Below are 11,852 nucleotides of genomic sequence, written 5' to 3'. Positions count from 1 at the left end.
ATCCTCCCCGGCACGGGGAGGGGGACCATGCGAAGCATGGTGGAGGGGGATCGCCACAAAAGAGCCGGTGCGTGCGGGGCGTCCCCCCTCCACCACCGGCTGCGCCGGCGGTCCCCCTCCCCACTGCGTGGGGAGGAACCTAGATGCGCCATTTTCTCGATCTGTCGTCCGCCGGCCCTGACGGGCTCGCCGCCATCCTTGCCGACGCGATCGATCGCAAGGCGGCGCGGGAGGGCCAGCCCAAGGGCGCGCCCGACGCCGATGCGCCGCTTGCCGGCCATGTGCTGGCGATGGTGTTCGAGAAGAACTCGACGCGCACGCGCGTGAGCTTCGACATGGCCATGCGCCAGCTGGGCGGCAGCGCGCTGGTGCTCGACGCCGCGACGAGCCAGCTGGGACGCGGCGAAACCGTGGCCGACACCGCGCGCGTTCTCTCGGGCTATTGCGACGCCATCATGGTGCGCACCGATGATCACGCCAAGCTCGTCGAGATGGCCGAATATGCGAGCGTCCCCGTCATCAACGGGCTGACCGACCTCTCGCACCCCTGCCAGATCGTCGCCGATCTCCAGACCATCCTTGAGGCGGGGATGGCGCTGCCGGGGCTAAAGGTGGCTTGGCTAGGCGACGGCAACAACGTGCTTGCCTCGATCGTCGAGGCGGGCGGGCTGATGCATTTCGACGTCGTCGCCGCGTGTCCGCAGGGCTATCAGCCGCCCGACGATGTGCTCGCACGCGGCGGCGGGCGCGCGCGCTGCGTCGCCGATCCGCGCGAGGCGGCGGAAGGCGCCGACGTCATCGTCGCCGATACCTGGATCTCGATGGGGCAGGAGCATGCCGAGCAGAAGTTGAAGGCGATGCTGCCCTATCAGGTCGACGGCGCGCTGATGGCGGCGGCCAAGCCGGGGGCACGGTTCCTCCACTGCCTGCCTGCGCATCGCGGTGAGGAAGTGTCGGCCGACGTCATCGACGGTCCGCAATCGCTGATCTGGGCCGAGGCCGAGAACCGCCTCCACGCGCAAAAGGCGATCCTGCGCTGGTGCTTCGGGCAGATCGCGACGGGTTGAACGGCGCGCGCGCAACCCTATTTCGCGTCCTCGTCAAAAAACTCCGTTCGCCCTGAGCTTGTCGAAGGGCCGCACTTCTTTCACTGGGTTGGAAAGAGGTAGGACGGTGCTTCGACACGCTCAGCCCGAACGGTGCTTATGTCCGATCCCATTTCATCCGTTGCCGATACCGATCGCGCACTCGGCTTCACGATTCCCGATCGCCATGCCCGCGGGCGCATCGCGCGCCTCGGGCCCGTGCTCGACGCGATCCTGTCGGCGCACGCCTATCCGCCGGCGATCGAGCGGCTGCTCGCCGAGGCGCTGACGCTGACGGCGCTGCTGGGTGCGACGCTCAAGGACGCCGGCGGCCAGCTGACATTGCAGGCGCAGACGCAGGGCGGCATCGTCGGGCTGATGGTGTGCGACTACAAGGGCGGCGAGCTGCGCGGCTATGTGCAGTTCGATGCCGACCGACTGGCGCAACTCGGCGCCAATCCCTCGCTCTACGCGCTGTTCGCCAAGGGCTATCTGGCGCTCACCTTCGACCAGGCGACCACCGGCGAGCGCTATCAGGGCATCGTTCCGCTCGACGGCGATACGCTTGCCGAGGCAGCACAGGCCTATTTCGCGCAGTCCGAGCAGATACCGAGCTTCGTGCAGCTCGGCACGCAGCGTGCGCCCGACGGCCGGCTTGTGGCGGGTGGCCTGTTCGTGCAGCATCTGCCCGAAGGCGAGGAGGGGCGCGAGCGGTTGCATGTGCGCCAGGACCATCCCGAATGGCACCATGTCGAATCGCTCGCCGCGACGATGGGCAGCGACGAGCTGGCCGATTCCGCGCTGCCGCTTGAGACGCTGATCTGGCGCCTGTTCAACGAGGAGCGCGAAGTGCGCGTGCTGGGCGCCACCACGCTCACGCGCGGATGCCGTTGCGATGCCGACTATGTCCGCTCGGTACTCGCGCGTTTCCCGGCGGAGGAGCGCGCCGAGATGGCCGATGCCGACGGCATGATTACCGTCGACTGCGCGTTCTGCTCGACCAAGTTTCCCGTCCCCGCCGACAGTGCGGCGATCTCCGGCTGAACGCGATTGTAAGTGAAGCGGCGGCGCCCCACATGATAAAAGGCAACGCGTCGGCGCCGACTGGGGAAGGCGGCGGCGCATCCTGTAGCGGAGTTCGGAACCGATGGACGGGGCTTCATGGCCGCGGCTTGCTGTCGCGGGTGCGCTTGCGCTGATGGCTGTCGTGCTGCCCGCCAGTGCGCAGGCACCATCGCTGCGCGCGCTCGCGCAGATCGAGCCGGGGCGCTGGCAGTTGCGCGACATGGATGACGGGACGAGCCGCAGCATGTGCGTGACCGATCCGCGCACGCTGCTGCAATTGCGGCACGCGACGGCGGGGTCGTGCTCGCGCTTCGTGATCGAGGACGCGCCGCGGCTTAGCACGGTGCATTACACCTGCGCCGGTGCCGGCCATGGCCGCACCAGCATCACCATCGAGACGCCGCGCCTCATCCGCATCACCACGCAGGGTCTTGCGGGCGGGTTGCCGTTCGAGACGCGCATCGAGGCACGCCGCACGGGGAGTTGCGGTACCACCTGAGCGAAACCGCATCGCGTTCAGCCGGCGTTTACCTGCCATGGGATATACCAGTCTTCGTGCCTCCCCTTGGGCACGGCTCCCTGGCTTGAAGTATAGGCCATGAACCTGGACCGTTCCGAACCCGGAGCGGTCCATTGTTCTTTGAGCGCCGCCGCTTGATGTTGTACCGCTGCGGCAGCGGCGATAGGGCCGGGCGCGACCGGCGTCTTCGCCCAATCCTTTTTCGGAATGCACATGACTCCACGCCTCGCCGTCGCGCTCGTCTCGGGCGGTCTTGATTCAATGGTATCCGCCGCGATCGCACGCGAGCAGGGCTTCACGCTGCTGGCGCTGTCGATCGATTACAATCAGCGCCATCAGATCGAGCTGGCGGCGGCGCGCCGGATCGCCGCTGCACTCGGCGCGGTGCGGCATGTCGTGTTGCCGCTCGATCTCTCGGCGTTCGGCGGTTCGGCGCTCACTGCCGATATCGCCGTGCCCAAGGACGGCGTGGGCGAGGGCATCCCCGTCACCTATGTGCCCGCGCGCAACACCATCTTCCTCAGCCTCGCGCTCGGCTGGGCCGAGGCGGCAGGCGCGCGCGACCTGTTCATCGGCGTCAACGCGCTCGATTATTCGGGCTATCCCGATTGCCGGCCCGAATTCATCGCCGCGTTCGAGGGGCTGGCCGAGCTTGCGACCAAGGCCGGCGTCGAGGGCGCGCCGTTTCGCATCCACGCGCCGCTGCAATCGATGAGCAAGGCCGATATCGCGCGCGAGGCCGATCGGCTCGGGCTCGACGCCGGCATGAGCTGGTCATGCTACGATCCCGCGCCCGGCGGCGTGCATTGCGGGCTGTGCGACAGTTGCCGGCTGCGCGCGCGCGGCTATGCCGAGGCGGGGCTGGCCGATCCTACGGTGTACGCGGCGCAGCCATGAGCTACGCGGTCAAGGAACTGTTCCTGACGTTGCAGGGCGAAGGCGTGCATGCCGGGCGGCGCGCGGTGTTCGTGCGCTTTGCCGGATGCAATCTTTGGTCGGGCCGCGAGGCCGATCGCGCGCACGCGATCTGCCGCTTCTGCGACACCGATTTCGTCGGCGTCGATGGCGATGGCGGCGGGCGCTTCGCCGATGCCCCGGCGCTTGCGCATGCGGTGGAAGCGGCATGGGGCGCGGGCGGCGAGCGCCGCTTCTGCGTGCTGACCGGCGGTGAGCCGATGTTGCAGGTCGACGATGCGCTGGTCGATGCGCTGCACGCTTCGGGCTTCGAGATCGCGATCGAGAGCAACGGCACGCTGCCCGCGCATCCACGCCTCGATTGGGTATGCATCAGTCCCAAGGCCGGGAGCGAGGTGGTGCAGCGCACCGGTGACGAGCTCAAGCTGGTCTGGCCGCAGGCCGGCAGCGATCCCGATGCCTATGAAGGCTGGGACTTCGCGCATCTGCTGGTACAGCCGCTCGACGATGCCGATGCCGATGCCAATGTCGCGGCGGCGACGCGTTTTGTGCTCGAGCGGCCGCGCTGGCGATTGTCGTTGCAGACGCACAAGTTGCTCGGCCTGCGCTGACGCGTCGACCGGACGAGGATCAGCGCGTCGCTACGCTCGTATCGGCGGGCACCGCCGCCATGCGATGATAGACCGGCCCGCAGCGCTGGTCCTGCCAGATGTTCTTGCGCCAGCAATCGGGGTTGCCGAGCGCGGGCAGCTGCGGCGCGGCGGTAAGCAGATACGCGTAGCCGCCGCCGGGGAATTGCTGCTCGCCCCAGGGCACGAGCGAATTGCGCAGCTCGCGCATCCGCGTAGCGGCGAGGTCATGGAGCTGGCCGCGCGGCGTGAACAGCGCGTCCTGGCCGATGCGACCCGAAGTCTGGCAGAAGATGCGCTGCGCCGCGACGGTCGAGAAGCCCGAATAGACGCGCGTACCATATTGGTCGAGCGCGGTCTGGCCGGCCTTCACGCTGTCGCTCGTGCGGCGGAAATATTTGCCCAGCGTCGTGAAGCTCGCGGCGAGCTCGGCTTCATGATCCTTTATCATCGCATTGTAGTTGGAGAGCGTCAGCAGCGTCGGCTCGAACTGGCATTGCAGCGCGGCGACGTTGAGCGCGGCGCGCAGGTTCCAGACTAGCGCCGCGCGCTGTTCCTCGGGCGTGGCGCCGGGCAAGGCCTGCCCGACGATGCCGGGCTCGGCGCCCGTCACGCGCTCGCCGCGCAGATCCTTCGACTTGAAATAGAATTGAGCTTGGGCCGGCGCGGCCGCAATCGTCGCCACCGCAACCGCGGCGATCCCCAGAACCAGACGCAACACGTTCATTACCCTCTCGAACCGCCCACCCGCGAGCGTACAGGCGATGGTTAAGGGCTTTTGGCGCGATCCCCAAGGCGTTTTTCGCCGCAGCGTGCGCGGACGCCGCCAAAAACAAGGGCCGCCCGGTTTCCCGGACGGCCCCTGTCGGCTTATTGCCAGCTTCCGCGCCGATTGGTGCGGAGGCGCAATTACATGCCGTTCGCCATCGCGTCGTTCGACATCATCATGTCGTTCGACATCATCATGTCGTTCGACATCATCGTGTCGTTCATCATCATGGCGTCGTTGCCCATCATGGCGCCGTCGACGGCGGTCATGTTGTCGGTCATCGTGCCGTCCATCATCGGATCGGTGGTGTTCAGGTCGGTGACGACGGTGTTGTCGGTCGTGGTCTCGGTGGTCTCGGCGCAAGCCGAAACCAGCAGGGCGGCGCTGGCGATCATCGAACCCGTGACGACCTTGGAGATGAGTGCACGCATTTAGAGCTCCCTAGAAAAAAGGATTTGGCTGGCCTTGGCTGGCCGTTAATACCCAAACCGTGGTGGACATTAGAGGTTTAGAAGGCTTGCCTCAAGCCTTGAAATTGCCATGATTCGACAAGGCACGCAGAAACGCAGGAAATCGTAACGCGAGGGCTGCGTCGAAAGTTGCAGGCGCGATCGTTTTTCCCAGCTGCTCCGCACTCGTCACCGCGAAATCGGCCAGCCCACAGGGCACGATCCCGCCGAAATGCGCGAGATCGGGCGACAGGTTCACCGAGAAGCCGTGCATCGTCACCCATTGCCGCACGCGCACGCCGATCGCGCCGATCTTGGCCTCGTGCCCTCCGTCGCGGGTCCAGATCCCGATGCGCTCGGGCACGGCATAGGCCGCGATGCCCAGGTCGCCGAGCGTCGCGATCACCCAGCTTTCGAGCGCATGGACATAGGCGCGCACGTCGCGGCCGCGACGTGCAAGGTCAAGCTGCACATAGCCCACGCGCTGGCCGGGGCCGTGATAGGTATAGCGCCCGCCACGGCCCGAGCGGTGCACGGGGAAGCGCGGATCGATCAGCTCGGCCGGTTCGGCGCTGGTGCCGGCGGTGTATAGCGGCGGATGCTCGAGCAGCCATATGAGTTCGGCGGCGCTGCCCGCCCGAATGGCCGCTGCACGCGCGTCCATCGCGGTGAGTGCGATCGGATAGGCGAGCAGCGCCTGTTCGACGCGCCATTCGACGCCATCGCGCATCCCGGCGACGGGCGGAATCAACTCATCGGACACGCACGGCTTCCCTTGGCATGACGGCGCAGCTAACGCTCTCGACGACGGCAAGTGCGGGGGATGCGTCACATGGTCAAGATGAGCAACGTCTGGGATCGCACCACCGCGTTCGTGAGCGAGCGCGCCGGTGCCATCGCGCCGATTGCGATCCTCGCGATCTTCCTGCCCACTTTCGCGAGCGGGCTGATCGATACCGTCGCACCCACGCTCGGCGCTTTCGCGCGGATGTTCGCCTCGCTCGCCGGGCTGCTGCTGATGCTGGTCAGCCTCTGGGCATCGGCGGCGCTCGCGGCATTGGTCATCGCGCCCGGCGGGCGCAGCGCCGCCGCGCTCGCGACCGAGCGGGTGCTGCCGCTCGTCGGCGTCACGCTGCTGCTCCTGATCGGCGCGATGCTGTTGGTGCTGCCGCTGGTGGCGATCCTCGGCGTTGCGGGTTTCGATTTCGAAGCCGCCGCCGCGCTGCCCGCCGGCACGCCGCCAGCCATGCCCGACCTGTCGGTGGGAACGGCGGTGGCGATCATGATCTATGTGCTCGCGATGATCCCGATCGGCCTGTGGATCGTCGCAAGGCTGGCGGTGCTGACGCCCGTCGTCGTCGCCGAACGGCGCGGCATCGGCGCGATCGCCCGCAGCTTCGCGCTCACGCGCGGCCATGCGCTGCGCATCGTCGGCGTGCTGCTGCTCTATGCGATCGTGACGCTCGTCGCCACGATGGCGGTGGGCGCCGCCTTCGGTGCGATCGCCTATATCCTCGGCGGCAGCGAGGGAACGCTGAGCGTCGGCGCGATCCTGACCTCGGCGGCGATCGCCGCGGTGGGCACGGTGCTGAGCGTGTTGCAGGCGGTGTTCGTCGCCAAGCTCTATGTCGCGCTCGCGCCCGCCGAGACGCTTGCCGACGATTTCGCATGACGCTGGCGCCCGCCACGCTGCTGGCCGAGGCGGGAGCGCTGTGGCGTGCCGAACGCCCGTTGCTCGCGCCGCTGGCAGGCCTGTTCCTGATGCTGCCCGCGCTCGCGATGCTGTTGCTGTTGCCGCAGCCCGATCCGGTCGCGGCCGATGGCTCGGCCATGACCACCGAGGCGCTCGTCGCCTATGCGCTCGCCAACGCGCCGGCGATCCTCGCAGCCAATCTGATGCAGCTCTACGGCGCCACCGTCATCCTCGCGCTGTTCCTGGGCAGCCCGCGCCCAACGCTGGCGCAGGCGCTGCGCGGCGCGCTGGCGCTGCTGCCGCTTGTGGTCATCGCCAGCATCGCGGTGTGGGCAATGGTGTTCGTCGGCGCGATCGTCATCGTGCCTGCGCTGTACCTGATCGGCCGCTGCTTTCTCGTCACGCCCGCGATCGTCGCCGAGGGGCCGATCGGCCCGGTGGCGGCGATCAGTCGATCGTTCGCATTGACGCGGCGGCGCGGCTGGCTGTTCTTCGCCATCGCCGCGATGATCTTCGTCGTGGGGCAGGCGGTGGTCGTGCTGGCCGGCGGCATGGAACAGGCCGTGGCAGAGGCGGGCATCGGCTCGCCCGTCTCGACGATCGGCTTCAATCTCGTCGCGGCGATGGCGACCGCAGCAGCCTCGGTCGCGACGCTGCTGGTGAAGGTCGTTGTCTATCGCCGGCTTAGCAGCGGGATCTGAGGCGCGGCGTCGGGCGGCAGCAGCCCCGTGAGGCGCGGATCGGCGAAGGTCTCGATCACGCGGCTCTCCACCGCGAAGCCCTGCGCGCGGTAGAAGCCGAGCGCATGCGGATGGTCGAGCGTGCAGGTGTTCACGCGCATGCGCTCGACGCCCTCGCGCCAGCCCTGCGCCAGCGCATGCGCCATCAGCCAGCGGCCATGGCCGCGGCCCGTCAGTTCGGGCACCAGTCCGAAATACTGGATCAGGCCCTCGCCGGCAGTGCGGAAATCGAGCTCGAGCATCCCGACCTCGACGCCTTTCCGATCGGTCGCCGCGAACACCGCGACGTCCCGATCGTCGAGGATCGCGCGCAGCTGCGCTTCGTCCATCGCGAGGCGCGAGAACCACAGCCACGGCGCGCCCACGCGCGCGAACAGGGTGCGATAGCGGTCGCTGGGCGGTGCTTGCCACCGCACCAGCGACAGTGGCGCATCGGGGAACGGACGCGGCCGCGGCCGCTCGGTCATCGTCAGAGCGGTGACCACCGCCGCGACATGGCCGGGCGGCACCGGCGTCAGCCCCATGGCGCTATTCCCAGATCGCGCGCGGCGGCAGGCTCATCAGGATCGCGTCGATATTGCCGCCGGTCTTGAGGCCGAACAGCGTGCCGCGATCATGCACGAGGTTGAATTCGGCATAGCGCCCGCGCCAGGCGAGCATCTCGCGCTCCTCGTCGGGCGTCCAGCCGCTCGCCATGCGCCGCCGCACGATGGGCGGATAGGCCGCGAGAAACGCCTCGCCCACATCGCGCGTAAAGGCGAAGTCGGCGTCGAAATCATGGTCGAGATGATCGTAGAAGATGCCGCCGACGCCGCGATGCACGCCGCGATGCGGGATGAAGAAATAGTCGTCGGCCCATTGCTTGAAGCGCGGATGATAGGCCGGGTCGTGCGCGTCGCACGCCTCGCGGAAGCGCGCGTGGAAAAACTCGGTATCCTCGGCATAGGGCAGGGGCGGGTTGAGATCGGCGCCGCCGCCGAACCAGCGCTTGGTGGTGCACAGGTAGCGCGTGTTCATGTGCACGGCGGGCACATGCGGATTGGCCATGTGCGCGACGAGACTGATGCCGGTCGCGAAGAAGCGCGGGTTGTCGCCTGCGCCGTGGATCGACTTGGCGAAGTCGCCCTCGAAGGTGCCGCCGACGGTCGAGACGTTGACGCCCACCTTCTCGAACACGCGCCCCTTCATCACCCCGCGCACGCCGCCGCCGCCAGGCTCGCCCGAGGGATCGATGCGGTCCCAAGCGGTATAGGCGAATGCCGCGTCCGATCCGGCTTCGCGCTCGATGGCCTCGAACGCGGCGCAGATGCGGTCGCGCAGGCTCTCGAACCAGGTGCGGGCGGCGGTTTGCTGGGGGTCGAGCGGCTGCATGGCGCGAGGTGTAGCGTGGCGGCGCGGGGAGGGGAAGCTACGCCGGGCGACGGCGGATGCCGCGTCAGCCGGCCTCCGGCCACCCCCCGGTCTGGCGCAGCGCCTCGCCGAGCAGCATCGCCGCCGACACCGCAACGTTGAGCGAGCGCATGCCGCTGCGCATCGGGATGCGCACGCGCAGATCGGCGCGGCAGTGCACGAAATCGGGCACGCCCGATCCTTCGGCGCCGAACAGCAGCGTGTCGTCGGCCGCGAACCGCGCGACGCCGAGCGGCTCCGCGCCCCTGGTGGTCGCCAGCACGATGCGGCCGGGCAGCGTGCGCACGAAGCCGTCCCAGTCGGCATGGCGCGCGACGCGCACGGCATCGGCATAATCCATGCCCGCGCGGCGCAGCGCCCGTTCGCCCCAGGCAAAACCCATCGGCTCGATCAGGTCGACGGCCACGTCCATGCACGCCGCGAGGCGCAGGATGGTGCCGACATTGCCCGCAATATCGGGCTGGAACAGGGCGATACGCATGGGGCTTTCCAATCGGCCGCAAGGGCAGGTGCGCTTATGGGCCAAAAGGGGTGTTGGCAAAATGCCGCAGCCGCGTCTATCAGGCCACGGCGTCCGGCCCGTCCGGCGCATCGGCGTGCCCGCGCGGCGACTGCACCTGGAGTGTGGTCGATTGCTGCGACCGCCGCCAGGAAGGTCGTTTTTCAAGGGTTTAGGCATGGCAACGGTCGATAGTGCGGTTCCTCCGGGCGAGTCGTCAGGCGAGCAGCTCGAAAATCCGCGCCGCCGCGATTATCTGTCGATCGGCGCGGTGGCGTTCGCGGGCGTGGGTGCCGGCGCGATCGTGCTGCCCATCATCAACTCGATGAGTCCTGCCGCCGATACGCTGGCGCTGTCGAGCACCGAGGTCGATCTCTCGGCGATCCAGCCCGGCCAGTCGGTCAAGGCGACGTTCCGCAAGCAGCCGCTGTTCGTTCGCAATCTGACCCCGCAGGAAATCGCCGCGGCCGACGCGACGCCACTGAGCGAACTGCGCGACCCGCAGACGCTCGCCGAGCGTACCAAGGAAGGCAAGGCCAACTGGCTGGTTACGCTCGGCGTCTGCACGCATCTGGGCTGCGTGCCGCTGGGCGCGGGCGAGGGCGAGAACAAGGGCGCGTTCGGCGGGTATTTCTGCCCCTGCCACGGTTCGGCCTACGACACTGCCGGCCGCATCCGCAGCGGCCCCGCACCGACCAACCTGGCGGTGCCCGACTATGAATTCACGTCCGATACGACGATCTTGGTGGGTTGAGGATTAGGCCATGAGCTTCCCCTGGGCAAAGCAGTACGAGCCGAAGTCGCCGGTCATGAAGTGGGTGGACGAACGTCTGCCCTTCCCCCGCCTCGTCTACAACGCCGTAGGTGCCGGCTATCCGGTGCCGCGCAACCTCAACTATTTCTGGAATTTCGGCGTCCTGGCGGGTGCCGCGCTCGCCATCCAGATCGTCACCGGCATCGTGCTGGCGATGCAGTATTCGACCGATGCGACCACGGCCTTCTTCTCGGTCGAGCGCATTATGCGCGACGTGCCGGCGGGCTGGTTCCTGCGCTATGCGCATGCCAACGGCGCCTCGATGTTCTTCATCGTCGTCTACATCCATATCGCGCGCGGCCTCTATTACGGCTCGTACAAGGCGCCACGCGAGATGGTGTGGCTGCTCGGCGTCGTCATCTTCCTGTTGATGATGGCCACCGCATTCATGGGCTATGTGCTGCCATGGGGCCAGATGAGCTTCTGGGGCGCGCAGGTCATCACCGGCTTCTTCTCCGCGATACCGCTGGTGGGCGAACCGATCCGCATCTGGCTGCTGGGCGGCTACGCGCCCGATGCCGCGGCGCTCAACCGCTTCTTCTCGCTCCACTATCTGATGCCGTTCGTCATCGCCGGCGTCATCATCCTGCACATCTGGGCGCTGCACATTCCTGGCTCGAACAACCCGACCGGCGTCGAGGTGAAGGGCGAGCAGGATACCGTGCCCTTCCATCCCTATTACACCGCCAAGGACGGGTTCGGGCTCGGCATCTTCCTGCTGGTGTTCGCGGGCTTCCTGTTCTTCGCGCCCAACATGCTGGGTCATCCCGACAATTATATCGAGGCCAACCCGCTCTCGACGCCGGCGCACATCGTGCCCGAATGGTATTTCCTGCCCTTCTACGCGATCCTCAAGAGCTTCACCGCCGACTTCATCCTCGATGCGAAGCTGTGGGGCGTGCTCGCGATGTTCGGCTCGATCCTGCTGCTGTTCTTCCTGCCCTGGCTCGACAATTCGCCGGTGCGCTCGTCGAACTACCGTCCGACCTATCGCTGGTTCCTGATCGTGCTCGCGCTCGACGTGCTGGTGCTCGGCTATGTCGGCGGCGCCGAGGCGACCAACGGCAACGTGCTGATCGGCCAGATCGCCACTGCCTACTACTTCCTCCACTTCCTGGTCATCCTGCCGATCGTGTCGGCGGCCGAGCGTCCGCGCCCGCTGCCCAACTCGATCACCGAGGCCGTGCTCAAGGGCAAGGGCGGCACCAGCCCGTCGCAAACCGCGATTCCCGAAGCACACAGCCCGCAGCCTGCCGAATAAGGA

General features: G+C 67.6%; 15 protein-coding genes. 9 read left to right on the top strand and 6 right to left on the bottom strand.

Translation table 11 applies throughout. The features are described 5' to 3' along the window. The first annotated feature begins 143 nt into the window (after window positions 1-143). From argF to queE, 5 genes are all read left to right on the top strand, one after another. On the top strand, window positions 144-1,067 hold the full coding sequence (gene argF / locus FBR43_RS11315) for an ornithine carbamoyltransferase (RefSeq protein WP_136943223.1): 924 nt from the start codon (window positions 144-146) through the stop codon (window positions 1,065-1,067). Between the two features lie 138 nt (window positions 1,068-1,205). Beyond that, window positions 1,206-2,129, top strand: coding sequence for an Hsp33 family molecular chaperone HslO (gene hslO / locus FBR43_RS11310; protein WP_136943222.1), 924 nt, complete (start codon window positions 1,206-1,208; stop codon window positions 2,127-2,129). Between the two features lie 154 nt (window positions 2,130-2,283). Then, window positions 2,284-2,649, top strand: a complete 366-nt coding sequence (locus FBR43_RS11305; RefSeq protein ID WP_136943221.1) for a DUF3617 domain-containing protein — start codon at window positions 2,284-2,286, stop codon at window positions 2,647-2,649. Window positions 2,650-2,883: 234 nt separating this feature from the next. Beyond that, on the top strand, window positions 2,884-3,567 hold the full coding sequence (queC, locus tag FBR43_RS11300; protein ID WP_394344030.1) for a 7-cyano-7-deazaguanine synthase QueC: 684 nt from the start codon (window positions 2,884-2,886) through the stop codon (window positions 3,565-3,567). Further along, entirely contained in the window at window positions 3,564-4,196 is a 633-nt protein-coding gene (queE, locus tag FBR43_RS11295; RefSeq protein WP_136943219.1) for a 7-carboxy-7-deazaguanine synthase, read from the top strand. The genes queC and queE overlap by 4 nt, the downstream gene beginning before the upstream one ends. A 19-nt stretch (window positions 4,197-4,215) precedes the next feature. On the opposite strand, the gene FBR43_RS11290 is transcribed toward queE, so the two are convergent. The 3 genes from FBR43_RS11290 to lipB form a co-directional block, all read right to left on the bottom strand. After that, window positions 4,216-4,941 carry a hypothetical protein gene (locus tag FBR43_RS11290; protein WP_136943218.1) on the bottom strand — a complete coding sequence of 242 codons (726 nt, stop codon included), beginning with the start codon at window positions 4,939-4,941 and terminating at the stop codon, window positions 4,216-4,218. A 182-nt stretch (window positions 4,942-5,123) separates the two neighbouring features. Beyond that, window positions 5,124-5,414 carry a hypothetical protein gene (locus FBR43_RS11285; protein WP_136943217.1) on the bottom strand — a complete coding sequence of 97 codons (291 nt, stop codon included), beginning with the start codon at window positions 5,412-5,414 and terminating at the stop codon, window positions 5,124-5,126. 91 nt (window positions 5,415-5,505) lie between these two features. Beyond that, a complete protein-coding gene (gene lipB / locus FBR43_RS11280; RefSeq protein ID WP_136944176.1) occupies window positions 5,506-6,162 on the bottom strand; it encodes a lipoyl(octanoyl) transferase LipB in 657 nt (218 codons plus the stop codon). A 102-nt stretch (window positions 6,163-6,264) separates the two neighbouring features. Between lipB and FBR43_RS11275 the strand changes: the two genes are divergently transcribed. Both FBR43_RS11275 and FBR43_RS11270 read left to right on the top strand, forming a co-directional pair. After that, the gene (locus tag FBR43_RS11275) at window positions 6,265-7,104 is read left to right on the top strand and encodes a hypothetical protein (protein WP_136943216.1); all 840 of its coding nucleotides are present in this window, start codon (window positions 6,265-6,267) and stop codon (window positions 7,102-7,104) included. Continuing rightward, window positions 7,101-7,826 carry a hypothetical protein gene (locus tag FBR43_RS11270; RefSeq protein ID WP_136943215.1) on the top strand — a complete coding sequence of 242 codons (726 nt, stop codon included), beginning with the start codon at window positions 7,101-7,103 and terminating at the stop codon, window positions 7,824-7,826. The genes FBR43_RS11275 and FBR43_RS11270 overlap by 4 nt, the downstream gene beginning before the upstream one ends. Here the strand turns inward: FBR43_RS11270 and FBR43_RS11265 are convergent. The 3 genes from FBR43_RS11265 to FBR43_RS11255 all read right to left on the bottom strand — a co-directional run bounded on the left by FBR43_RS11265 (window position 7,799) and on the right by FBR43_RS11255 (window position 9,756). After that, window positions 7,799-8,389, bottom strand: a complete 591-nt coding sequence (locus FBR43_RS11265; RefSeq protein ID WP_136943214.1) for a GNAT family N-acetyltransferase — start codon at window positions 8,387-8,389, stop codon at window positions 7,799-7,801. The two genes, FBR43_RS11270 and FBR43_RS11265, sit on opposite strands and share 28 nt — an antisense overlap. Window positions 8,390-8,393: 4 nt before the next feature. Then, entirely contained in the window at window positions 8,394-9,236 is an 843-nt protein-coding gene (gene hemF / locus FBR43_RS11260; RefSeq protein WP_136943213.1) for an oxygen-dependent coproporphyrinogen oxidase, read from the bottom strand. Window positions 9,237-9,300: 64 nt separating this feature from the next. Continuing rightward, window positions 9,301-9,756 (bottom strand): tRNA (cytidine(34)-2'-O)-methyltransferase, encoded by a 456-nt coding sequence (locus tag FBR43_RS11255; protein WP_136943212.1) that lies wholly within the window; start codon window positions 9,754-9,756, stop codon window positions 9,301-9,303. A gap of 196 nt (window positions 9,757-9,952) precedes the next feature. Between FBR43_RS11255 and petA the strand changes: the two genes are divergently transcribed. Further along, on the top strand, window positions 9,953-10,528 hold the full coding sequence (gene petA, locus FBR43_RS11250) for a ubiquinol-cytochrome c reductase iron-sulfur subunit (RefSeq protein ID WP_136943211.1): 576 nt from the start codon (window positions 9,953-9,955) through the stop codon (window positions 10,526-10,528). A gap of 10 nt (window positions 10,529-10,538) precedes the next feature. Further along, window positions 10,539-11,849: a cytochrome b gene (locus FBR43_RS11245; protein WP_136943210.1), complete on the top strand. Its 1,311-nt coding sequence runs from the start codon at window positions 10,539-10,541 to the stop codon at window positions 11,847-11,849. Window positions 11,850-11,852: the final 3 nt, after the last annotated feature.

The sequence above is a fragment of the Sphingomonas baiyangensis genome, from assembly GCF_005144715.1.
In the GTDB taxonomy this organism is placed as follows: Bacteria; Pseudomonadota; Alphaproteobacteria; order Sphingomonadales; family Sphingomonadaceae; genus Sphingomonas; species Sphingomonas baiyangensis.
The sequence above is the reverse complement of the archived record's forward strand: the minus strand, read 5'-3'. Positions and strand labels throughout refer to the sequence as shown.

Bases quoted from the DNA above. Each gene is read 5' to 3' on its own strand.
- FBR43_RS11255 (WP_136943212.1), bottom strand. From the start codon at position 9,756: ATGCGTATCGCCCTGTTCCAGCCCGATATTGCGGGCAATGTCGGCACC.
- FBR43_RS11265 (WP_136943214.1), bottom strand. From the start codon at position 8,389: ATGGGGCTGACGCCGGTGCCGCCCGGCCATGTCGCGGCGGTGGTCACC.
- lipB (WP_136944176.1), bottom strand. From the start codon at position 6,162: ATGCGCGATGGCGTCGAATGGCGCGTCGAACAGGCGCTGCTCGCCTAT.
- queE (WP_136943219.1), top strand. From the start codon at position 3,564: ATGAGCTACGCGGTCAAGGAACTGTTCCTGACGTTGCAGGGCGAAGGC.
- FBR43_RS11245 (WP_136943210.1), top strand. From the start codon at position 10,539: ATGAGCTTCCCCTGGGCAAAGCAGTACGAGCCGAAGTCGCCGGTCATG.
- FBR43_RS11290 (WP_136943218.1), bottom strand. From the start codon at position 4,941: ATGAACGTGTTGCGTCTGGTTCTGGGGATCGCCGCGGTTGCGGTGGCG.
- FBR43_RS11285 (WP_136943217.1), bottom strand. From the start codon at position 5,414: ATGCGTGCACTCATCTCCAAGGTCGTCACGGGTTCGATGATCGCCAGC.
- hemF (WP_136943213.1), bottom strand. From the start codon at position 9,236: ATGCAGCCGCTCGACCCCCAGCAAACCGCCGCCCGCACCTGGTTCGAG.
- FBR43_RS11270 (WP_136943215.1), top strand. From the start codon at position 7,101: ATGACGCTGGCGCCCGCCACGCTGCTGGCCGAGGCGGGAGCGCTGTGG.
- FBR43_RS11305 (WP_136943221.1), top strand. From the start codon at position 2,284: ATGGCTGTCGTGCTGCCCGCCAGTGCGCAGGCACCATCGCTGCGCGCG.
- queC (WP_394344030.1), top strand. From the start codon at position 2,884: ATGACTCCACGCCTCGCCGTCGCGCTCGTCTCGGGCGGTCTTGATTCA.
- argF (WP_136943223.1), top strand. From the start codon at position 144: ATGCGCCATTTTCTCGATCTGTCGTCCGCCGGCCCTGACGGGCTCGCC.
- hslO (WP_136943222.1), top strand. From the start codon at position 1,206: ATGTCCGATCCCATTTCATCCGTTGCCGATACCGATCGCGCACTCGGC.
- petA (WP_136943211.1), top strand. From the start codon at position 9,953: ATGGCAACGGTCGATAGTGCGGTTCCTCCGGGCGAGTCGTCAGGCGAG.
- FBR43_RS11275 (WP_136943216.1), top strand. From the start codon at position 6,265: ATGGTCAAGATGAGCAACGTCTGGGATCGCACCACCGCGTTCGTGAGC.